The 21,093-nt window shown below is 67.8% G+C and carries 20 protein-coding genes and 1 riboswitch; of the genes, 12 read left to right on the top strand and 8 right to left on the bottom strand.

Annotation, left to right across the window (positions count from 1 at the left end):
• Positions 1–153 (bottom strand): hypothetical protein, encoded by a 153-nt coding sequence (locus tag ACIP5Y_RS45195; RefSeq protein WP_400359916.1) that lies wholly within the window; start codon positions 151–153, stop codon positions 1–3.
• A 112-nt stretch (positions 154–265) separates the two neighbouring features.
• Between ACIP5Y_RS45195 and ACIP5Y_RS45190 the strand changes: the two genes are divergently transcribed.
• The 7 genes from ACIP5Y_RS45190 to ACIP5Y_RS45160 are packed head-to-tail and all read left to right on the top strand — an operon-like array spanning position 266 to position 9,455.
• Positions 266–2,059: an acyclic terpene utilization AtuA family protein gene (locus ACIP5Y_RS45190; RefSeq protein WP_400359914.1), complete on the top strand. Its 1,794-nt coding sequence runs from the start codon at positions 266–268 to the stop codon at positions 2,057–2,059.
• A 5-nt stretch (positions 2,060–2,064) separates the two neighbouring features.
• Positions 2,065–3,213, top strand: a complete 1,149-nt coding sequence (locus tag ACIP5Y_RS45185) for an acyl-CoA dehydrogenase family protein (protein WP_400360278.1) — start codon at positions 2,065–2,067, stop codon at positions 3,211–3,213.
• On the top strand, positions 3,210–4,814 hold the full coding sequence (locus tag ACIP5Y_RS45180) for an acyl-CoA carboxylase subunit beta (RefSeq protein WP_400359913.1): 1,605 nt from the start codon (positions 3,210–3,212) through the stop codon (positions 4,812–4,814). The genes ACIP5Y_RS45185 and ACIP5Y_RS45180 overlap by 4 nt, the downstream gene beginning before the upstream one ends.
• A gap of 9 nt (positions 4,815–4,823) precedes the next feature.
• Positions 4,824–6,884 (top strand): acetyl/propionyl/methylcrotonyl-CoA carboxylase subunit alpha, encoded by a 2,061-nt coding sequence (locus ACIP5Y_RS45175; RefSeq protein ID WP_400359911.1) that lies wholly within the window; start codon positions 4,824–4,826, stop codon positions 6,882–6,884.
• Between the two features lie 4 nt (positions 6,885–6,888).
• The gene (locus ACIP5Y_RS45170) at positions 6,889–8,052 is read left to right on the top strand and encodes an acyl-CoA dehydrogenase family protein (protein ID WP_400359910.1); all 1,164 of its coding nucleotides are present in this window, start codon (positions 6,889–6,891) and stop codon (positions 8,050–8,052) included.
• Complete coding sequence (locus ACIP5Y_RS45165) at positions 8,052–8,834, top strand: enoyl-CoA hydratase family protein (protein WP_400359908.1); 783 nt, start codon at positions 8,052–8,054, stop codon at positions 8,832–8,834. The genes ACIP5Y_RS45170 and ACIP5Y_RS45165 overlap by 1 nt, the downstream gene beginning before the upstream one ends.
• 6 nt (positions 8,835–8,840) lie before the next feature.
• Positions 8,841–9,455 (top strand): TetR/AcrR family transcriptional regulator, encoded by a 615-nt coding sequence (locus ACIP5Y_RS45160; protein WP_400359906.1) that lies wholly within the window; start codon positions 8,841–8,843, stop codon positions 9,453–9,455.
• Here ACIP5Y_RS45160 and ACIP5Y_RS45155 read toward each other — a convergent pair whose 3' ends face one another.
• The 4 genes from ACIP5Y_RS45155 to thiD all read right to left on the bottom strand — a co-directional run bounded on the left by ACIP5Y_RS45155 (position 9,456) and on the right by thiD (position 14,084).
• Positions 9,456–9,611 (bottom strand): hypothetical protein, encoded by a 156-nt coding sequence (locus ACIP5Y_RS45155; protein WP_397007266.1) that lies wholly within the window; start codon positions 9,609–9,611, stop codon positions 9,456–9,458.
• A gap of 95 nt (positions 9,612–9,706) precedes the next feature.
• Positions 9,707–11,728, bottom strand: coding sequence for an ArnT family glycosyltransferase (locus ACIP5Y_RS45150; protein WP_400359903.1), 2,022 nt, complete (start codon positions 11,726–11,728; stop codon positions 9,707–9,709).
• A gap of 154 nt (positions 11,729–11,882) precedes the next feature.
• Complete coding sequence (locus ACIP5Y_RS45145; protein ID WP_400359901.1) at positions 11,883–13,136, bottom strand: glycosyltransferase; 1,254 nt, start codon at positions 13,134–13,136, stop codon at positions 11,883–11,885.
• A gap of 90 nt (positions 13,137–13,226) precedes the next feature.
• Positions 13,227–14,084, bottom strand: a complete 858-nt coding sequence (thiD, locus tag ACIP5Y_RS45140; protein WP_400359899.1) for a bifunctional hydroxymethylpyrimidine kinase/phosphomethylpyrimidine kinase — start codon at positions 14,082–14,084, stop codon at positions 13,227–13,229.
• A 78-nt stretch (positions 14,085–14,162) separates the two neighbouring features.
• Here thiD and ACIP5Y_RS45135 point away from each other — a divergent pair, with 78 nt between their 5' ends.
• Positions 14,163–15,311, top strand: coding sequence for a GTP-binding protein (locus ACIP5Y_RS45135; RefSeq protein WP_400359897.1), 1,149 nt, complete (start codon positions 14,163–14,165; stop codon positions 15,309–15,311).
• 9 nt (positions 15,312–15,320) lie between these two features.
• Here the strand turns inward: ACIP5Y_RS45135 and ACIP5Y_RS45130 are convergent, their stop codons facing one another.
• Complete coding sequence (locus ACIP5Y_RS45130) at positions 15,321–15,626, bottom strand: hypothetical protein (RefSeq protein WP_400359895.1); 306 nt, start codon at positions 15,624–15,626, stop codon at positions 15,321–15,323.
• Positions 15,627–15,878: 252 nt separating this feature from the next.
• On the opposite strand from ACIP5Y_RS45130, the gene ACIP5Y_RS45125 reads away from it, so the two are divergent.
• Both ACIP5Y_RS45125 and dmpI read left to right on the top strand, forming a co-directional pair.
• The gene (locus ACIP5Y_RS45125; protein ID WP_400359893.1) at positions 15,879–16,760 is read left to right on the top strand and encodes a LysR substrate-binding domain-containing protein; all 882 of its coding nucleotides are present in this window, start codon (positions 15,879–15,881) and stop codon (positions 16,758–16,760) included.
• A 178-nt stretch (positions 16,761–16,938) separates the two neighbouring features.
• Positions 16,939–17,121, top strand: coding sequence for a 4-oxalocrotonate tautomerase DmpI (gene dmpI / locus ACIP5Y_RS45120; RefSeq protein ID WP_397007250.1), 183 nt, complete (start codon positions 16,939–16,941; stop codon positions 17,119–17,121).
• Positions 17,122–17,133: 12 nt separating this feature from the next.
• On the opposite strand, the gene cynR is transcribed toward dmpI, so the two are convergent.
• Complete coding sequence (gene cynR / locus ACIP5Y_RS45115) at positions 17,134–18,027, bottom strand: transcriptional regulator CynR (RefSeq protein ID WP_400359891.1); 894 nt, start codon at positions 18,025–18,027, stop codon at positions 17,134–17,136.
• Positions 18,028–18,152: 125 nt separating this feature from the next.
• On the opposite strand from cynR, the gene ACIP5Y_RS45110 reads away from it, so the two are divergent.
• Positions 18,153–18,764: a carbonic anhydrase gene (locus ACIP5Y_RS45110; protein WP_400359889.1), complete on the top strand. Its 612-nt coding sequence runs from the start codon at positions 18,153–18,155 to the stop codon at positions 18,762–18,764.
• A 5-nt stretch (positions 18,765–18,769) separates the two neighbouring features.
• Positions 18,770–19,240, top strand: a complete 471-nt coding sequence (gene cynS / locus ACIP5Y_RS45105) for a cyanase (RefSeq protein WP_400359887.1) — start codon at positions 18,770–18,772, stop codon at positions 19,238–19,240.
• Between the two features lie 66 nt (positions 19,241–19,306).
• On the opposite strand, the gene thiC is transcribed toward cynS, so the two are convergent.
• On the bottom strand, positions 19,307–20,965 hold the full coding sequence (gene thiC, locus ACIP5Y_RS45100) for a phosphomethylpyrimidine synthase ThiC (RefSeq protein WP_400359886.1): 1,659 nt from the start codon (positions 20,963–20,965) through the stop codon (positions 19,307–19,309).
• A riboswitch (TPP riboswitch) is annotated at positions 20,958–21,066 on the bottom strand. It overlaps the preceding gene by 8 nt.
• Between the last annotated feature and the right edge of the window lie 27 nt (positions 21,067–21,093).

The following is a 21,093-nucleotide window of genomic DNA, read 5'->3' as shown; positions in this document are numbered from 1 at the left end:
TCAGACGAGCCAGAGAATCGCGCCCGCTATCGCCAGGATTCCGCAGACGCCGAGTCCGATGGCTGCCGGGCGCGTGGTCTTCCACATGGAGTAGGCGCCGCCGAAGAGGAAACCGGCGAGGGCGAGCAGCAACACCGGGGCTAGGTCTTTCACCCGGTCAGTATCCATGACACGCCATGGATCAATAACAAGCACGCGGGCTTGATTTTTTCTGGCCCTGATGTGACCCTGTTAGCGACTGCAGCGGCGCACAGGGAGGCCCAGTATGAGTCGGCTCGCCGAAGACCCGGAGCTCATCCGGATCGGCAACTGTTCGGGGTTCTATGGCGATCGGTTCAGCGCCATGCGGGAGATGCTCGAGGGCGGGCAGCTCGATGTGCTCACCGGCGACTACCTCGCCGAGCTCACCATGCTGATCCTGGGCCGGGATCGCATGAAGGACGCGAATCTCGGATATGCCAAGACCTTCGTCAAGCAGCTCGAGGACTGTATGGGACTCGCCCTCGACAAGGGCGTGAAGATCGTCACCAATGCGGGCGGGCTGAATCCCGCCGGGCTGGCGCAGCGGGTCGGCGAGGTGGCCGGAAAGCTCGGGCTCGCACCGAAAATCGCGTATGTCACGGGGGACGATCTGCTGGCGCGGGCGGGGGAGCTGGAGCTCGGGACGCCGCTGACCGCCAATGCCTACCTGGGCGCGTGGGGCATCGTCGAGGCATTGAATTCGGGCGCCGACATCGTGGTGACCGGGCGGGTCACGGACGCGTCGGTGGTGGTGGGACCCGCGGCCGCGCATTTCGGCTGGGGCCGAACCGATTACGACGCCCTCGCCGGTGCGGTGGTGGCGGGCCACATCATCGAATGCAGTACGCAGGCGACCGGCGGTAACTTCGCGTTCTTCACCGAGCTCGGGGATATCGGCCGGCCGGGATTCCCGCTCGCCGAGGTGCGGCGTGACGGCAGCAGTGTCATCACCAAGCAGGCCGGCACCGGCGGCGCGGTCACCGTGGACACGGTCGAGGCGCAGCTCATGTACGAGATCCAGAGCCCGCGCTACGCCGGGCCGGACGTGACCACCCGGCTGGACAGCATTCACCTCACCCAGGAGGGCCCGGATCGGGTCCTGGTGAGCGGCGTGACCGGTGAGGCGCCGCCGTCGCGAACCAAGGTGTCGCTCAATACCATCGGCGGCTTCCGCAACGAGATGGCATTCATCCTCACCGGTCTGGATATCGAGGCGAAGGCGGATCTCGCCGAGCGGCAACTGGAGTCGTGGCTGCCGGTCCGCCCGGCGGAGCTGGAGTGGACCCTCGCGCGGTTGGACCGGCCCGACGCCGAGACCGAGGAACAGGCCAGCGCGCTGCTGCGCTGCGTGGTGCGCGATCCGGACCCGAACAAGGTGGGCCGCGGATTCTCCAGTGTCGCGGTCGAATTGGCCCTCGCCAGCTACCCGGGCTTCTCATTGACCGCGCCGCCCGGAAACGGCGGACCCTACGGTGTGTACAAGCCGGGCTACGTGGATGCGAAGGAAATCCCGCACACCGCGGTGCTGGCCGACGGCAGCGAGGTCGCCATCGCGCCCGCCGCCGAAACCCTGGAGCTGGCGGAGGTCCCGGAACCGGAACTGCCGCAGCCGCTTCCGGCCGGCGCGACGAAGCGGGCCCCGCTGGGCACGATCGCGCTGGCCCGCTCCGGCGACAAGGGCGGCAATGCCAATATCGGCGTCTGGGTGCGCACCGACGAGCAGTTCGCGTGGCTGGTGCACGCGCTGACCGTCGACTCGCTGCGCCTGCTGCTCCCCGAGACCGCGAAACTGCCCGTGGTCCGGCACGTGCTGCCGAATCTGCGGGCCGTGAACTTCATTGTCGAGGGCCTGCTGGGTGAGGGCGTGGCCTATCAGGCGCGTTTCGATCCGCAGGCCAAGGGGCTCGGGGAATGGCTCCGCGCCCGGCACATCGATATCCCCGTGGAGCTTCTGGCCGCGAACAGTCAGGGGCCGGAGGCGGCAGCGCAGTGTAACCACGGAGGCCCCCTGTTCGCGGCCGAGAGGAAACAGCCATGAGCTATGTGAACCCTTGGGAGACACCGGAACGGCGGGAATTGCGCGCGACCGTGCGCGGTTTCGCCGAACGCGAGGTGCTTCCGAACCTGGACGATTGGGAACGCCAGGGCGAGATCCCGCGCGACCTGCACAAGAAGGCCGGGGCGCTGGGACTGCTGGGCATCCAGTTCCCGGAGGCCGTGGGCGGCTCCGGCGGTGACGGTCTGGATGCCGCCATCGTGTGCGAGGAGATGCATTACGCGGGCTGCTCGGGTGGGTTGTTCGCCTCCCTGTTCACCTGCGGTATCGCGGTGCCGCACATTATCGCCTCGGGTAATCAGGACCACATCGACCGCTGGGTGAAGCCGACCCTGGCGGGCGAGAAGATCGGTTCCCTCGCCATCACCGAGCCGGGTGGCGGATCGGATGTCGGGCATCTGCGCACCACCGCGGTGCGGGACGGCGACGAGTACGTGGTGAACGGTTCGAAGACCTTCATCACCTCCGGTGTGCGCGCCGATTTCGTGGTGACGGCCGTGCGCACCGGTGGTCCGGGCGCGGCGGGTGTGTCGCTGCTGGTGGTGGAGAAGGGCACGCCCGGTTTCACGGTCAGCCGCAAGCTGGAGAAGATGGGCTGGCTGGCCTCCGATACCGCCGAGCTGTCGTATGTGGATGTGCGGGTGCCGGTGTCGAATCTGGTCGGTCCGGAGAACTCCGGATTCGCGCAGATCGCACAGGCTTTCGTGAGCGAGCGCGTGGGCCTGGCCGCGCAGGCGTACGGGCACGCCCAGCGCTGCCTGGACCTGACCCTGCGGTGGTGCCGGGATCGGGAGACCTTCGGCCGCCCGTTGATCAGCCGGCAGGCCGTGCAGAACACGCTGTCGGAGATGGCGCGGCGCATCGATGTGGCGCGCGTGTACACCCATCATGTGGTGGAGCGGGCGGCGCAGGGCGATACCGATCTGATCGCCGAGGTGTGCTTCGCCAAGAACACCGCGGTGGAGACCGCGGAATGGGCTGCGCACCAGGCGGTGCAGCTGTTCGGCGGCCTCGGTTACATGCGTGAGTCCGAGGTGGAGCGGCACTACCGGGATGTCCGCATCCTGGGTATCGGCGGCGGCACCAACGAGATCCTGACCAGCCTCGCGGCCAAGCGATTGGGGTTCCAGTCTTGAGCACATTGCGCAGTTCCGTGGATCCGAAGTCGGCGGACTATCAGGCCAATGCGGACGCCATGACCGCGAAGCTGGCCGAGGTGGAGGCGGAGTACGCCAAGAACATCGCGGGCGGCGGCCCGGACAAGATGGCGCGGCATCGCAAGCGCGGCAAGCTGACCGCGCGCGAGCGCATCGAGCTGCTCATCGACGAGGATTCGCCGTTCCTGGAGCTGGCCCCCCTCGCGGCCTGGGGCAGCGACTTCCATGTGGGCGCGAGCGTGATCGCCGGTATCGGCATTGTCGAGGGCGTCGAATGCATGATCGTGGCGCCGGATCCGACCGTGCGCGGCGGCACCTCGAATCCGTGGACGTTGCGCAAGAACCTGCGCATGAACGATATCGCGCTGGAGAACCGGCTGCCGGTCATCGGCCTGGTGGAGTCGGGCGGCGCGGATCTGCCGACGCAGAAGGAAGTCTTCGTGCCGGGCGGCCGCATGTTCCGGGACCTGACCCGGTTGTCGGCCGCCGGAATCCCCACCATCGCACTGGTTTTCGGCAATTCGACGGCGGGTGGCGCGTACATCCCGGGCATGTCGGATTACACGGTCATGATCAAGGAACGCTCCAAGGTGTTCCTGGGCGGCCCGCCGCTGGTGAAGATGGCCACCGGTGAGGAGTCCGATGACGAATCGCTGGGCGGCGCCGAAATGCACGCTCGCGTCTCGGGTCTGGCCGACTACCTGGCCGTGGACGAGCCGGATGCGATCCGCCTCGTCCGTTCCATCGTCAAGCGCCTGAACTGGAAGAAGCAGGGCCCGGCCGCGCGTCCGGTGGCCGAGGTGATCGCGCCGCTGTACGACCAGGACGAGCTGCTCGGCATCGTGCCGACCGACCTGAAGATCCCGTTCGATCCGCGCGAGGTCATCGCGCGCGTGGTGGACGGCTCCGACTTCGACGAGTTCAAGCCGCTCTACGGTTCCAGCCTCGTCACGGGCTGGGCGGAGCTGCACGGCTATCCGATCGGCATTCTCGCGAATGCGCGCGGCGTGCTGTTCTCGGAGGAGGCGCAGAAGGCGGCGCAGTTCATCCAGCTGGCCAACCAGTCGGATACGCCATTGTTGTTCCTGCACAACACCACCGGCTACATGGTCGGTAAGGAGTACGAGCAGAAGGGCATCATCAAGCACGGCGCGATGATGATCAATGCCGTCTCCAATTCGAAGGTGCCGCACATTTCGGTGCTCATGGGCGCGTCCTACGGCGCGGGCCACTACGGCATGTGCGGTCGCGCCTACGATCCGCGGTTCGTCTTCGCTTGGCCCAGTGCGAAATCCGCCGTCATGGGTGGTGCGCAGCTCGCGGGCGTCATCTCGATCGTGGGCCGGGCCGCCGCCGAGGCGAAGGGCCAGCCGTTCGACGAGGAGGCCGATGCCGGGATGCGCGCCATGATCGAGGCGCAGATCGAGGCCGAATCGCTGCCCATGTTCATGTCGGGCCGCCTGTACGACGACGGCGTCATCGATCCCCGCGACACCCGCACGGTATTGGGAATGGCCTTGTCCGCCATCCACAATTCCCCGATCAAGGGCGCCGAGGGCTTCGGCGTCTTCCGGATGTGAGGTCGAGTTATGACAGCATCACGAAGTGATTCCGTGAGGGGCGGCGGCCGGGCGACGGGTGGGCTCACGAACGTCCTGGTCGCCAATCGCGGCGAGATCGCGCGACGCGTTTTCGCTACGTGCCGGCGCATGGGAATCGCCACGACCGCTGTGTATTCCGATGCGGATGCCGCGGCACCGCATGTGGCTGAGGCGGATGCGGCTATCCGCTTGCCCGGCAACACCCCGGGCGAGACCTACCTGCGCAGTGAGCTGATCATCGCGGCCGCCCTGGCCGCCGGTGCCGACGCGATCCACCCGGGTTACGGATTCCTTTCCGAGAGCGCGGAATTCGCGAAGGCTGTCCTGGAAGCGGGCCTGATCTGGATCGGCCCGCCGGTCGCCGCCATCGAGCAGATGGGCTCCAAGGTCGAGTCCAAGAAGATGATGGACGCCGCCGGCGTCCCGGTGCTCAAGCAGCTGGACCCGGCGGAGGTTACCCAGGACATGCTCCCGGTGCTGATCAAGGCGTCGGCGGGCGGTGGCGGCCGCGGTATGCGCGTGGTGCGCGACCTGTCCGAGCTGACCGGCCAGATCGAAGCCGCGCAGCGCGAGGCGGAATCGGCCTTCGGCGATCCGACCGTGTTCTGCGAGCGCTACCTGGAGACCGGCCGCCACATCGAGGTGCAGGTCATGGCCGACACGCACGGCACGGTGTGGGCGGTCGGCGAGCGCGAATGCTCGATTCAGCGCCGCCACCAGAAGGTCGTCGAAGAGGCCCCGTCCCCGCTGGTCGAGAAGATCGACGGCATGCGGGCGCGGCTCTTCGAGGCGGCCCGGCTGGCCTCGGAGGCCATCGGCTACGAGGGCGCGGGCACCGTCGAATTCCTCGCGGACGAGAAGGGTGACTTCTTCTTCCTGGAGATGAATACCCGCTTGCAGGTGGAGCATCCGGTCACCGAGCAGGTCACCGGCCTGGATCTGGTGCGGTTGCAGTTGCAGGTGGCGTCCGGCCGCCCGCTGCCCGCGCACCAGCCGGGCCTGCACGGCCATTCCATCGAGGTGCGCCTCTACGCCGAGGATCCCGCGCACGACTGGCAGCCGCAGTCCGGCCCGGTCCACAAGCTCGACATCCCCGGCACCCGAGGCGAATTCACCGTGCTGACCGAGCCGGGCGTGCGCCTGGACACCGGCGTGGTGGACGGTTCCGTGGTGGGCGTGCACTACGACCCCATGCTGTCGAAGGTCATCTCCTATGCCGAGACCCGGGACGAGGCCGCGCATCTGCTGGCCTCGGCCTTGCAGCGGGCCAAGATTCACGGCCTGGTGACCAACCGTGACCTGCTGGTCCGGGTGCTGCGGCATCCGGCCTTCCTGGCCGGTGACACCGATACCGCGTTCTTCGCCACGCACGGCCTCGACAAGCTTTCCGCGCCTTTGGTTTCCGAGCGGGACGAGCAGCTGTCCATCGTCGCGGCCGCGCTGTCGGATGCGGCGGCCAATCGCGCCACCGCGCGCATCGGCGCGGGTCTGCCGAGTGGCTGGCGGAATCTGCCGTCGCAGCCGCAGTCCAAGTCGTACGAGAGCCGCGTCACCGGCAAACACGAAGTGCACTACCGCATTACGCGTGCGGGTCTGGACGTCGAGGGCTTCGAAGGTCTCGTACTGGTCGATGCCACCCCGGATTCCGTGGTGCTGCTGGTGCCGGGCGAGCGCGGCACGGTGCGCCGCACCTTCGAGATCGCCCGCTACGGCGATCTGGTGGCGGTCGATTCCCCGCTGGGCCCGGTCGCGCTGAAGCGCCTGCCGCGCTTCGAGGATCCGGCCGATCAGGTGGCCGAGGGTTCGCTGCTGGCGCCCATGCCGGGTGCGGTCATCCGGCTCGGCGCGCAGGTGGGCGACCGCCTGGAGAAGGGGCAGCCGATCCTGTGGCTGGAGGCCATGAAGATGGAGCACACCATTGCCGCGCCGGCGACCGGTGTGCTCACCGAACTCAATGTCACCGCGGGACAGCAGGTCGATGTGGGCGCCGTCCTCGCCGTGGTCCATCCCGACGACAGTCCCTCCGAGAGCGCAGAAGGTCAGGAGTAACCCAGTGAGCTTCATCGAAACCGACGAACAGAAGGCGCTGCGGGCCGCGGTCGCCAAGCTGGCCGCCAAGTACAACTTCCGCGACTACGCCGGGCCGAAGGCGCGCCGCAATGAGCCATTCGACGAATTGTGGGACGAGGCGGGCAAACTCGGCTTCCTGGGCGTGAACCTGCCCGAGGAGTACGGCGGTGGCGGCGCGGGCATCTACGAGCTGGCCATCGTGATGGAGGAGCTGGCGGCGCAGGGCTGCGGCCTGCTGCTCATGGTGGTGTCCCCGGCCATCTGCGGCACCATCATCACCAAGTACGGCACCGAGGCGCAGAAGCGGGAGTGGCTGACCAAGCTGGCCGACGGCTCCGCGAAGATGGTCTTCGGCATCACCGAACCGGATGCCGGCTCCAACTCGCACAAGATCACCACCACCGCCCGCCGCGACGGCGACGACTGGATCCTCAACGGCCGCAAGATCTTTATCTCCGGCGTGGACCAGGCCGAGGCGGTGCTCATCGTGGGCCGCACCGAGAACGCCAAGACCGGCAATCTGCAGCCCGCCCTGTTCATCGTGCCGACCGACGCCCCCGGCTTCGTGAAGACGAAGCAGGAGATGGACATCATCGAACCGGACAACCAGTTCACGCTGTTCCTCGACGATGTGCGGCTGCCGTCCACGGCGCTGGTCGGCCAGGAGGATGCCGCCATCGCGCAGCTGTTCGCCGGCCTGAACCCGGAACGCATCATGGGCGCGTCCATGGCGATCGGCATGGGCCGCTACGCCATCGACCGCGCGGTCGCCTACGCCAAGGAGCGCACGGTGTGGAAGGGCGCGCCGATCGGTTCGCACCAGGGCATCTCGCATCCGCTCGCGCAGGTCAAGATCGAACTGGAACTGGCCAAGGTGATGATGCAGAAGGCCGCGTTCCTCTACGACTCGGGTGACGACTTCGGCGCCGCCGAGTCCGCCAATATGGCGAAATACGCTGCGGCGGAAGCCAGTATCAAGGCCCTGGATCAGGCCATCCAGACGCACGGCGGTTCCGGTCTCACCGCGGATGTGGGCCTGGCGGGCATGCTGGCCGCCGCCCGCATCGGCCGCGTGGCACCGGTGTCCCGGGAGATGGTGCTCAACTTCGTGGCGCAGCATTCGCTGGGGCTGCCGAGGTCCTACTGATGGCCGAAGCGCACGAGGGGCCGTTCGTCCGCTATGCGGTGGCGGGCGGATTCGCCACGCTCACACTGGATTCCCCGCACAACAGGAACGCGCTGTCCTCGCGGCTGATCACCGAACTGCTCGCAGGTCTGGAGCGGGCCGCGGCCGATGACGCGGTGCGCGGCGTGGTGCTCACCCACACCGGCAATACCTTCTGTGCGGGCGCGGACCTCAAGGAAGCGGTGGACGCCGACCCGGCGGCCGCCGCGGATATCCGCACCGGCTGGATGCTCTCGGTACTGCGCAGCGTGCTGGAAATGCCGAAACCCGTGATCGCACAGGTGGACGGCAATGTGCGGGCGGGCGGTATGGGTATCCTCGCTGCCTGCGATATCGCGGTCGCCGGGCGGAGCAGCAGTTTCGGACTTACCGAGGTACGGATCGGATTGGCCCCGTTCATTATCTCGGTGACCTTGCTGCCGCGCATGTCCGCGCGGGCGGCGGCGCGCTACTTCTCGACCGGTGAGACCTTCGACGCCGCCGAGGCCGAACGCATCGGGCTCATCACGGTGGCCGCCGACGATCCGGCGGCCGAGACCGCGCGGTTGTGCGCGGAGCTGCGCAAAGGCGCCCCGCAGGGGCTGGCCGAGAGCAAGCGGCTGGTCAATGCCGAACTGCTCGCCACCCTCGACCGCTCGGCCGAGGAACTGGCAAAACGATCGGCGAGCTTCTTCGGGACGCCGCAGGTGATCGAGGGCATGACGGCCTTCCTGCAGCGCCGCCCGCCCAGCTGGGCAGAATAGGACACCATGGCGACACCCCACGAACCCAAGCAGGACCGCAGCCGGGCCACCCGGCAGCGGCTGCTGGAGGCGACCATCGACTGCCTGGCCGAGATGGGCTGGGCCGCCGCCACGGTGGCCGTGGTCGCCGAACGCGCCGGGGTGTCGCGGGGTGCGGCGCAACATCACTTCCCGACCCGGGAAGACCTGATCACCGCCGCCCTGGACTACATGTTCGACACCCGCATGGCCCAGGCCAAGGCGGATGCGCTGAGCATGGCCGCGGTCGCGGCGGGGGTCGCGCGAACGGAGGCGGTGGTGGCGGGGCTCGTGGAGTCCTACACCACCCAGCTGTTCAAGGCCGCCCTGCAGGTGTGGACGCACGCCGCCGCCGACCCGGTCCTCCGGGAACGAATCGTCCCCATGGAGGCGCGCTTCGGCCGCATCTCACACCGCATGGCGGTGGAAGCCCTCGGCGTCGACGACGCCGACCCGGTCACCCACCACCTGGTGCAGGCCACCCTCGACCTGGCCCGCGGCCTCGGCCTCGCCGACGTCCTCACCGACGATTCGTTGCGCCGCAAGGAGATCGTGCAGCAGTGGGCCTCGACCTTGCATACCGCCTTGGCCGCGCGGCGCTGATCACCAGCCGAAAACCTCGGCCATTTCTATGGATTCGTCGTCCCAGCGCTCCTCGATGACGGCGCGTTCGTGCTCGGGCAGTTCCGGTGACCAGCCGACCCTGCGCCAGAACGCTTCCCGGTGGTCTTCGTGAATGGGATGTGGATAGGACGTCACAATTCAGGTTAGGGCTGTGTATACGGCGAAGGGGCCCGCTTCCGGACGGAAGCGGGCCCCTGTTGTATTCGCTTGTTGCTTAGTTGATCTCGCTGTCAGGGATTCGGCGAGGTCAGGTCGTAGAGCGTGACCCCGTCCACCGTGGTGGCCGTGAAATGGTCCTTGACCCACTGGGTGATGAGGGTGGCCTGGGTGGTCGTATTCTCCCGGCCGCCGCCGAAGCCGCCGCCACCGCCCTGTTCACCGGTGATGAAGTAGTGGATCCGGCCCTCCTGCACGTCTTCCTGGAACTGCGCCAGGGTCGGCGAGGGATCGGTGCCGTTGAACCCACCGACCGGCATGACCGGCAGCTGGGTCGCGAGTTGGAAGCCGGCCGCGGAATTGGAGCTCACGGTGGCCGCCACCCAGTTGTATTCGGTGCCGTCGGCCTTCAGCAGTGCGGTGACCGCCGCGCTCGGGTTACTCGCGCTCATCACGCCACCCGCCGCGCCGCCACCGAATCCACCGGCGCCGCCGCCGAATCCGCCCTTGCCGCCGGCATCGGGATTGCCCGCGTTACCGGGATTGCCTGCGCCGCCGGGGTTCGCGCCACTGGTCCGGCCATTGTGTCCGCCCGCACCGTTATGCCGTCCCGGCATACCGCCCGGTCCGCCCGGCCAGCCGCCGCGCACCATCGGCCCGGCGGAGGGCATGGCGCCCTGGTGGGCGGTGACCAGGCCGTCCACGGCGTACGCCGTCGGCCCGCCGAGTCCGATGATCACCGCGAGCGCAGCGACAACCAGTCCGGCCTTGCGCGGCAAGCGGATCAGCAGTGCCAGGGTGGCGACGATGCCGCCGGCCAGGATCACCCAGCGCAGCCACGGTACGAATGATGCGGTGCGGGACAACAGGATCCACGCGGTCGCGGTGGTCGCTCCGATGGTGAGCGCGGATACGAGCCGCACCCACACCCGGTCGCGATGCTGCCACAGCATGACCGATCCGCCGCCGACGAGCGCGGCCACGGCCGGGGCCAGCGCCACCGTGTAGTACGGGTGGAAGATGCCCTTCATGAAGCTGAAGGTGAGTCCGGTGCCGAGCAGCCAGGTGCCCCACAGTACGAGTCCCGCGCGCTGAAGGTCGGTGCGCGGCAGTCGCCCGCGCAGTGCGAGCCCGGCCACCAGCAGGATCAGTGCCGCCGGGATGAGCCAGGCGATCTGACCGGCCTGCTCGGGCTGGAACAGTCGCAGGATGCCGGTCTGGCCCCAGCCGCGGCCGCCGCCGGTGCTGCCGGTCTCGTCGCCGTTGAGGCGGCCCATACCGTTGTAGCCGAAGGTCAATCCGAGGATCGAATTATCCTGGGAGCCACCGAAATACGGGCGATCACCGGCGGGCCAGAATTCGGCGACGAGCAGCCACCACCCGGCGCCCGCCACCGCGGCCAGTCCGGCGCCGATCATCCGCCCGATGCGCCGGCCCAATTTCGGCGGGCCCGCGATCAGGTAGGTGAGTGCGAGTGCGGGCATCACCAGGAACACCTGGAGCTGTTTGGTCAGGAAGCCGAGGCCGACGAACAGGCCGCTCAACAGGATCCAGCGCCAGCGCAGATCGGTGAGCGACTTCGTGATGGCCCAGGCGGCGGCGACCATGAGGAACACCAGCATGGCGTCCGGGTTGTTGAACCGGAACATCACGGCCGCAATGGGAGTCAGGGCCAGCACCAGTCCGGCCAGCAGTCCGGCGCCGGGCCCGAACTGTTTGCGCACGGCCGCCCAGAGCAGGGCGACGGCGCCCACGCCGAGCAGCGCCTGTGGCAGCAGCATGCTCCAGCTGTGCAGTCCGAAGATGCGGACCGAGATTTCCATGGGCCACAGCGAGAGTGGCGTCTTGTCGACGGTGATCGAGTTCGCCGCGTCCGAGGAGCCGAAGAACATCGCCTTCCAGGACACCGAACCGGCCTGCACGGCGGCCGCGTAGAAGGAATTCGCCCAGCCGTTGATGGACAGGTTCCAGATGTACGCGATCGCGGTGCCGGCCAGCAGCAGGGCCAGGGCGGGGTATTCCCAGCGGCGCTCGCGGGTGGCGGGCGGCTCGTCGGGTGGCGAAACAGGCCGAGCTTCAGCCAGTGTCGCTGTCATCGTCTACCTCCTGTTTCGTTTCTTTTGGGCACAAACCTTGTGGGGGGACACAGCAGAGCGCGCCGGGTCGGGCTCGGCGGGTCGCCGTACCTGACTCGGCGCGCTCCTACGTGTATTCAGGGAGAAGCTCGACCGGGGTTGTGGCCGAAGGTGTTTACCGGGCAGCTTCCTGCTGTGCGGTCTTGTTGGCGGCGCCGGCCTTGCGGAACACCCAGCGCAGTCCGACGAATCGGGCCAGCGTGGCGATCAGGTTGGCGATCACCAGCACCAGCAGTTCCAGGTGCACGGCCGAGTTCGGGAACCAGTGGTGCAGCGTGAACAGCGAACCGCTGGTGACGAAGAGGCCGAAGCCGAAGATGAGCAGGCCCTGCAGCTGATGCGAGACCACATTGGACGAGCCGCGCACCCCGAAGGTGAAGGTGCGGTTCGCGGCGGTATTACCGATCGCGGTGACCAGCAGCGCCACGAAGTTGGCGACCTGGGCGCCCATGACCGGCTGCAGCAGCACGTAGAGCAGTGCGTAGGCCAGGGTGGACAGCACGCCGACGATGCCGAACCGGACCAGCTGCCCGACCATGCCCAGCGGTACGCCCTCCATGAGCGGCTCCCGTCCGATGGCCGCGCGCAGCTCGTTGATCGGCAGCTTGCCGGTGGTCATGGCCCGGCCGACCCGCCAGACGCCGAGCAGATCCTTGCGGGCGGTGTCGACGATGTCGACGCTGCTGTCGGGATCATCGATCCAGTCGACCGGCACCTCGTGGATGCGCAGTCCGATGCGTTCCGCGATCACCAGCAGTTCGGTGTCGAAGAACCATTCGCCGTCCTCGACCAGCGGGAGCACGACCTTGGCGACGTCGGTGCGCATGGCCTTGAAGCCGCACTGGGCGTCGGAGAACTTGGCCTGCAGCGAGGTGCGCAGGATCAGGTTGTAGCTGCGGGAGATGAACTCGCGCTTGGGTCCCCGCACGACTCGCGAGGAGGCGGCCAGGCGGGTGCCGATGGCGAGGTCGGAGTGACCGGAGACGAGCGGGGCGACCAGCGGCAGCAGCGCATTGAGGTCGGTGGACAGGTCGACGTCCATGTACGCGACGATCTGCGCGTCCGAGTGCTGCCACACCTCGCGGAGCGCCCGGCCGCGGCCCTTGCGGTCCAGGTGCACCACCCGCACGCCGTCGAGCTGATCGACCAGCTGGTTGGCCACCTCCATGGTGGCGTCGGTGGACGCGTTGTCAGCGATGGTGATCCGGGCGGGGAACGGGAAGCTGAGCGCCAGGAAGGCGTGCAGACGGCGCACACACGGTCCGAGGTCGGCTTCTTCGTTGTAGACAGGGATGACCACGTCGACGACGGGCGCGGTCACTGCCTCTGCTTGTTCCGCCGCCCGGACGGCGGTCACTGTCTCGGTCATGAACACTAACTTCGACGATCACACTGAACTCGGCCTGCCATGCAGCTGGGAGGTTCCTGGGAGCATCGACTTCAGGTCTTGACCAGGGCGTTACCGACCGGAAATGCCCAGGTGCAGACGCCAGAGCGGCGAGACCGGTCCGTGTCCTGCGCCGAGGTCGTAGGAGGCCTCCAAGCAGCGGAAAGTCCACTCCTTGGCGAAGGCGACCGCGTCGGGCACCGAATAGCCGTGGGCGAGGGCGCTGGCGATGGCCGCGGCGAGGGTGTCGCCGCCGCCGTGGTCATTGCCGGTGGCAATGCGTTGCGCCGTGAGTTCGTGGAAGGTTTCGCCGTCGAACAGCAGGTCGGTGCTCTGTTCCGAGGTGCGCAGATGCCCGCCCTTGACGATGGCCCAGCGCGGTCCGAGCGCGTGCAGCGCCTCGGCGGCCTTGCGGGCGGTGCGGTCGTCGACGACGTCGATGCCGGTGATGAGCCGGACCTCGTCGAGGTTGGGGGTGACGATGGTGGCGAGCGGAATCAGGGTGTGCCGCACCGCATCCAGGGCCTCGGCGTGCAGTAGCGGGTCGCCGTGCATGGAGGCGGCGACGGGATCCACCACGAGCGGGATGCCGCCGTCGCGGCCGATGCCGACCTCGCGGCAGACGCCGGCCACCGCCTCGATGATGGCGGTGGAGGCGAGCATGCCGGTCTTGGCCGCGCCGATGCCGATGTCGGACACCACGGTCCGCACCTGGCCGGCCACGATCTCCGGCGGGATCTCGTGAAAAGCGCTGACGCCCAAGGTGTTCTGCACCGTCACGGCGGCCACGGCCACGCACGCGTGCACGCCGCACAGCGCCATGGTGCGGGAGTCGGCCTGGATGCCGGCGCCGCCGCCGGAGTCGGTCCCGGCGATGGTGAGCGCGCGGACCGGGGTCTGACCGTTGGGGGTGAGCGGAAGCAGTTGCACGGTCTCGACCCTATGTCCCGGGGTGTGGCGGTGGACACCCCACCCGGCCCTGTAAATGAAAACCATTATCATTAGACCGTGACTTCAGCCCAGACGCCTCCCCAGCTGCCCGTGACCGTGCTCTCCGGCTTCCTCGGGGCCGGTAAGACCACCCTGCTCAATCACATTCTCGCCAACCGCGACGGCCGCCGCGTGGCCGTGATCGTGAACGATATGAGCGAGGTGAACATCGACGCCGCCCTCGTCGCCGGCCAGGGCCACCTGGACCGCACCGAGGAGAAACTCGTCGAACTCACCAATGGCTGCATCTGCTGCACGCTGCGCGAGGACCTCATCGAATCGGTCGGGGAACTCGCGCGCGCGGGCCGCTTCGATCAGCTGGTGATCGAATCGACCGGCATCTCCGAACCCATGCCGGTGGCCGCCACCTTCGAATGGGAATTCGAGGACGGGTTCAAGCTCGGCGATATCGCGCGCCTCGACACCATGGTGACCGTGGTCGACGCCTCCACTTTCCTCACCGAAGTGGTGAAGGGACAGGCGCTCGCGGAGCGGAATATGCAAGCGGGACAAGGAGATGCGCGCACCATCGCCGACCTGCTGATCGATCAGGTGGAATTCGCGAATGTGCTGATCCTCAACAAGACCGATCTGGTGAGCGCGAATGCCGCCGGGACGGTGGAGGCCACGATCCGCCGCCTGAATCCCGCCGCGCGCATCATTCGCGCCGAACGCGGAATCGTCGATCTCGCGGATGTGCTGGGGACCGGACTCTGCAACCCCGACCTGGCCGCCCAATTCGACGGCTGGGACGAGGAACTCGCGGGCGGCCACACCCCGGAAACCGAGGAATACGGCATCAGCAGCCTGACCTTCCGGGCCGATCGCCCCTTCCATCCGGAACGGCTGGAAAACGCACTGGCACAACTGCATCGGCTCTTGCGCAGCAAGGGCTTCTTCTGGCTGGCCACCCGCCCGGACCTGGCCGCCATCTGGTCGCAGGCCGGGCCGAACCTCACCTTCGAAGCAGGCGCCTACTGGAGTGCCCTCGATATGCCGCCCGGTCAGGAAATCGTGTTCATCGGCGTGAAACTGGACCGCCCACATGTGCAGGACCTGCTGACCTCGGCCCTGCTCACCGACGAGGAATGGGAATCCGGGCCGCGCGCGTGGCTGCGGCTCCCGGATCCCTTCCCGTCGTGGGGTGAAACCCACGAGCACGCGTGAATCGGTGAATTACCGTACCTGAGCGAAGAATTCGCGAATATCGGCGACCAATACCCGCGGCGCCTCGTGCGCGGCGTAATGCCCCGCCGCGTCATTGGGTCCGCCGATCGCCGAGCCGACGTCGTAGGAGTTCCAGCGCACGATGTTCTTGTGATCCCGTTCGGCGAATCGCCGGATGGACTGGAAATCACCCTTGAACATGGCCAATGCGGTGGGCGCGGTGGTGGGCTCCGGCCGCTGCCGCGGGGCGTGCGCGTCCTCGTAATAGAAACGGATGCTCGACCCCGCGGTTCCGGTCAGCCAGTACACCGCCACATTGCCGATGATGAAATCCGGGTCCAGGCTCTCACCGAAAAGCTGTGCGTTCCAGCCGAGCAGGCCGATCGGTGAATCGGCGAGGGCATAGGCGAGAGTCTGCGGCTCAACTCCGCCGCCGCGTCCTCGCCCTGCTCATCGACGGGCCTGGCCGCCACCGGCGACCTCCCGGGCCCGCCGCCCGAGCCCGGCGAATTCGCGGAGCGCCGGCGGCCCCGAGCCTGACAAGTTTCGCGAGACTAAGCTTCCCGCGTGGAACTGCGGCAGCTGCGCTACTTCGTGACCGTGGCGGAGGAATTGCATTTCGGGCGGGCCGCCGAACGGCTGCACATCGCGCAACCTGCGGTGAGCCAGCAAGTACAGCGGCTGGAACGAGAACTGAAGGTGCAGTTGCTCGACCGGACGCCGCGCCGGGTGCGGCTGACCGAGGCGGGACTGCGGTTTCTGCCGGAGGCGCGGGCGGTACTGTCCGCGGCCGATCAGGCGCGAGCCGTGGTCGCGGAGTTGGCGGGCAGCCGGGCCGAGGTGTTCCGGCTGGGGACGGTGACCGGGCTGGGCGAACGACTGGAGACGGTGCTCGACGGTTTCTCCGATCGAGCGCCGGGGACGCAGGTGGAACTGGTCGCGTTGCCCGTGCAGGAGCGATTGCGGCAGGTGGCGGACGGCACGCTCGATGCCGCCTTCATCCGCGCGCCCTCGCCCGGTGACAGTCCGGAGCTGGATTTCCTTCCGGCCTGGGAGGATCCGCTGATGGTGGCGCTGCCGGCGCGACATCCGCTGGCGGCCCGGGAGAGCCTGCGCATCGCGGATCTGGCGGATCTGCCGGTCCGGCTGACCGAGCGCCGCAATCATCCGGCCCTGGTGGATCTGGTCCTGAACGCATGTCAGCGTGCCGGTTTCGAGCCGACACCCGCGCCCATCGCGAGCACCTTGCAGGACACCATGGCGGCCATCGGATCCGGGACGCCGATGTGGACGGTCGTGTACGCCTCGAATGCCCGCGCGGTACACAACACGCGAGTCGCGTTCCGCCCCTTCGCCGAGCCCGGCATGACGCTGCCCATCGGGCTCGCGGTCCGCCCGGACGCGAAATCACCCGGTCTCACGCTGCTGGCCGCCCTGCTCGCGCGATAAGCCGTCCTTATCGCCCCCGGCGCGCAGCGATAAGACATCGTTATCGCTGCGTGCGAGATCCGGCCATTGGTCGGCGCGCCGCGTTGCGGTGAACTGTTCTCAGGCCGCGAACGGACCGTCGCAGACGGAAACCGGAGGCGGGCAAAGGTATTCACACCTTCCGTAGAGGAGAGCAGTCATGCCCATCATTACCGTTCAGCAGGGTCCCCGCACCGTCGAGCTGAAGCGCGACCTGGTTCGTCGCCTGACCGACGCCATGGTCGACGCCTACCAGATTCCGGCCGAGGCCGTGCAGGTCTGGATTCAGGAGACCCCCACCGACAGCTGGGGCATCGGCGGCATCCTCACTGCCGACAAGTAGTCACCGCGCAGGTCACTCGGTATTGCCCGGGCCGGGCCAGGATTCGATGATCCTGGTGAAGGCCCGGGCTGCCGCGCTTTCATAGGCGTTCTCGCGGCGGAGCAGGGCGGCGGTGCGGGCGGGGAGTGGAGGATCCAGTGCGATCGCGGTCAGGCCCGCTCGATCGGCGCTCACGGCGTCCGGCAGTACCGTCGCCAGTGCGGTGTGCTGCACGATCTCGATGACCGCCTCGATACTGTTGGCCTCCACGGCGATTCGGGGAATCACCGCGTGCGCGCGGAAGTAGTCGTCGATATGGCCGCGCGTGGCGAAGTCCGAGTTCAGCAGGGCGAGCTCGTATTCGGCGAGATCCGCGGGGAAGACCGGGGAGGGGCGGGCGGTGCCGTCGGCGGCCTGGACGAGGCTCAAGGTCTCGGTGCCGAGGGGTGTCGCCGCGATACCGTCGAAATGGGTTCGGACGAAGGCGATTCCGAGATCCAGCTCATCGGCGAGCAGTCTCGATTCCAGTGCGTCCTGGCTGGTCTCGGTCAGCTCCAGCGTGATGCCCGGATGCCGGGCCCGCAGCTCGGCCACCAGCGGGCCGACCAGATACGAGGTGAAGGTCGGCGTGACCGCCAGGCGCAGATGGCCGCGGGTCAGGTCCGCCACATCGTGCACGGCCTGTTCGGCTTGATCCAGTTCCCGCAGCGCCCGCCGGGCATGCCGGGCGTACACGCTCCCGGCGTCGGTGAGCCGTACCGCGCGCCCGCTGCGGTCCAGCAGGGGAGTGCCCACCAGTCGTTCGAGCCGGCGGATCTGCTGCGACAGGGTCGGCTGCGAGAGATGCAGTTCGGCGGCCGCGCGCGTGAAGTTGCCGTGCTCGGCGACCGCCAGCAGGTAGCGCAGATGCCGCAGTTCCGGGGTCATACGCTCGACTATAGACAGCACCAATGGTAACCATGGACAGCAAGTCTTGGACTCTATAGCGACTGCTCCGGCAGGGTGTAGTTACCGGCTCGAACGGGCCGGACACTCACCGAAAGGAGCGGGTCGTGCAATCTCTCATCGACGGTGTGCGGCACTTCCAGCGCGAGGTCTTCCCGGCCAAGGCGGACCTGTTCACCTGGCTGTCCACCGCCCAGCACCCGACCGCCCTGTTCATCGGCTGCTCCGACTCCCGCGTCCCGCCGGAACTCATCACCTCGGCCGAGCCGGGCGAACTGTTCGTCATCCGCACCGCCGGCAATCTGGTGCCCGCCTACGCGCCGGGCGCCGGGGACGGCGTCACGGCCAGCATCGAATACGCCGTGGCCGAACTCGGCGTCACCGACATCGTCGTGTGCGGGCATTCGGCGTGCGGCGCCATGACCGCACTGGCGCAGGGCCACGACCTGTCCGCGGTGCCCGCCGTCGCCGGCTGGCTCCGCAATGCCGAAAGCTCCCGGGCCCGAGCCGAATCCACCGCCCCGAATGGCGTGCAAGTGGCCGATCTGGTGCGCTGGAACGTGGCGGCACAGCTGACGAACGTGGCCACCCACCCCGCCGTCGCCAAGGCACTGGCCGCCCGCACTCTCACCCTGCACGGCTGGGTCTTCGACATCGCCACCGGCGCGGTCGAGGACATCGACACCGGCACCGGCGAATTCACCTCGAAAGGACTCTGATCACCATGGTTCACGCACAGTTCGATCCCACGGCCCGCGAGCGGCTCGCCATCGAGGCGGTCGCCGCCAAGACGGCCAAGGACCTCACCTGGCAGCAGCTCGCGGACGCGTCCGGCCTCTCGCCCGCCTTCACCACCGCCGCCATCCTCGGCCAGCACCCGCTGCCGCGCGAATCCGCCATTGCCGTCGCCGAACTGCTCGGCCTCGACGAGTCGGCCGCGGCGCTGCTGCAGACGATCCCCACCCGCGGCTCGATTCCCGGTGGCGTGCCGACCGATCCGACCATCTACCGCTTCTACGAGATGCTGCAGGTGTACGGCACCACGCTGAAGGCCCTGGTCCACGAGCAGTTCGGTGACGGCATCATCAGCGCCATCAACTTCAAGCTGAAGGTGGAGAAGGTCGCCGATCCGGAGGGCGGCGAGCGCGCGGTCATCACCCTCGACGGAAAATACCTGCCGACCAAGCCGTTCTGAAAATGATGCAGGGCGGCTGACTTCGAGTCAGCCGCCCTGCGCAGGGGTTCTGCCCCTGGAGATTTCTTACACGACCGGCAGGTACACCTTGTTACCCGCGTCGGCGAATTCCGCCGACTTCTCGGCCATTCCGGCCTCGATGGCCTCCAAACTGGTGAGCCCGGTCTTCTCCGCGTACTCACGGACGTCCGCGGAGATCCGCATGGAGCAGAACTTCGGCCCGCACATGGAGCAGAAGTGCGCGGTCTTGGCGGGCTCCGCCGGCAGCGTCTCGTCGTGGTACTCGCGAGCGGTGTCGGGGTCCAGCGAGAGGTTGAACTGGTCCGTCCACCGGAATTCGAAGCGCGCCTTGGACAGTTCGTTGTCCCGGTCCTGGGCGCGCGGGTGCTGTTTGGCCAGGTCGGCGGAGTGGGCGGCGATCTTGTAGGTGATCACGCCGACCTTCACGTCGTCCCGGTTGGGCAGGCCCAGGTGCTCCTTGGGCGTGACGTAGCAGAGCATGGCGGTGCCGGCCTGCGCGATGATGGCCGCGCCGATGGCCGAGGTGATGTGGTCGTAGGCGGGCGCGATATCGGTGGCCAGCGGGCCGAGCGTGTAGAAGGGGGCCTCCTCGCAGAGTTCCTCCTCCAGCTTCACGTTCTCGACGATCTTGTGCATGGGCACATGGCCCGGGCCCTCGATCATCACCTGCACGCCATAGGATTTCGCGATCTTGGTGAGCTCGCCGAGCGTGCGCAGTTCCGCGAACTGCGCCTCGTCATTGGCGTCCGCGATGGAACCCGGGCGCAGGCCGTCACCCAGCGAGAAGGTGATGTCGTACTTGGCCAGGATCTCGCACAGCTCACGGAAGTTGGTGTACAGGAACGATTCCTGGTGATGCGCCAGACACCACGCCGCCATGATCGATCCACCGCGCGACACGATGCCGGTGACGCGCTTGGCGGTCAGCGGCACGTAGCGCAGCAGCACACCGGCGTGCACGGTCATGTAGTCCACGCCCTGCTCGGCCTGCTCGATCACGGTGTCGCGGTAGATCTCCCAGGTGAGCAGGGTGGGATCGCCGTTCACCTTTTCGAGCGCCTGGTAGATCGGCACGGTGCCGACCGGCACGGGCGAGTTGCGCAGGATCCATTCGCGGGTCTCGTGAATGTTCTTGCCGGTGGACAGATCCATGATGGTGTCGGCGCCCCAGCGGCTGGCCCACACCATCTTCTCGACCTCTTCGGCGATGGAGGAGCTGACCGCCGAGTTGCCGATGTTCGCATTGATCTTCACCGCGAACTGCTTGCCGATGATCATCGGCTCGGATTCGGGATGCTTGTGGTTGGCCGGGATGACCGCGCGGCCCGCGGCGACCTCGTCGCGCACGAACTCGGGGCTCATGCCCTCGCGTGCGGCGATGTAGCGCATCTCCTGGGTGACGATGCCCTGCCGGGCCCAGGCAAGCTGGGTGGGCGGCCCGTCGACCTGCGGTTTGGTCCACTCGTCGCGGAGCTTGGGCAGGCCCGCCTCGAGGTCGATCTCGGCGGTGTCGTCGGTGTACGGACCCGAGGTGTCGTACACGTCGAAGTGGTCGCCATTGGTGAGGTTGATGCGCCGCACCGGAACTCGCAGGGTGATGCCGTCGGCCTCGACCTGCTCGTAGTGCTTGACGCTGCCCTGAATGGGACCGGTTGTCACGGTGTCGACAGGCGCTGCCTGACTGGGAACACGACTGGATGACATTGTGAATCCTCCCTACGCCGGCATTACCCGGTCAGGTTCATACGGTCGACGGCCCTAGCCGTCCTCTCAGCCCGCTGGTGCGAGCCCCCGTTGGCATGCGTACTTTTCCGGGCCGACCTTACCTCGCG

Source organism: Nocardia sp. NPDC088792, from assembly GCF_044750615.1.
In the GTDB taxonomy this organism is placed as follows: domain Bacteria; phylum Actinomycetota; class Actinomycetes; order Mycobacteriales; family Mycobacteriaceae; genus Nocardia.
This window is presented reverse-complemented; position numbering and strand designations above follow the sequence as displayed.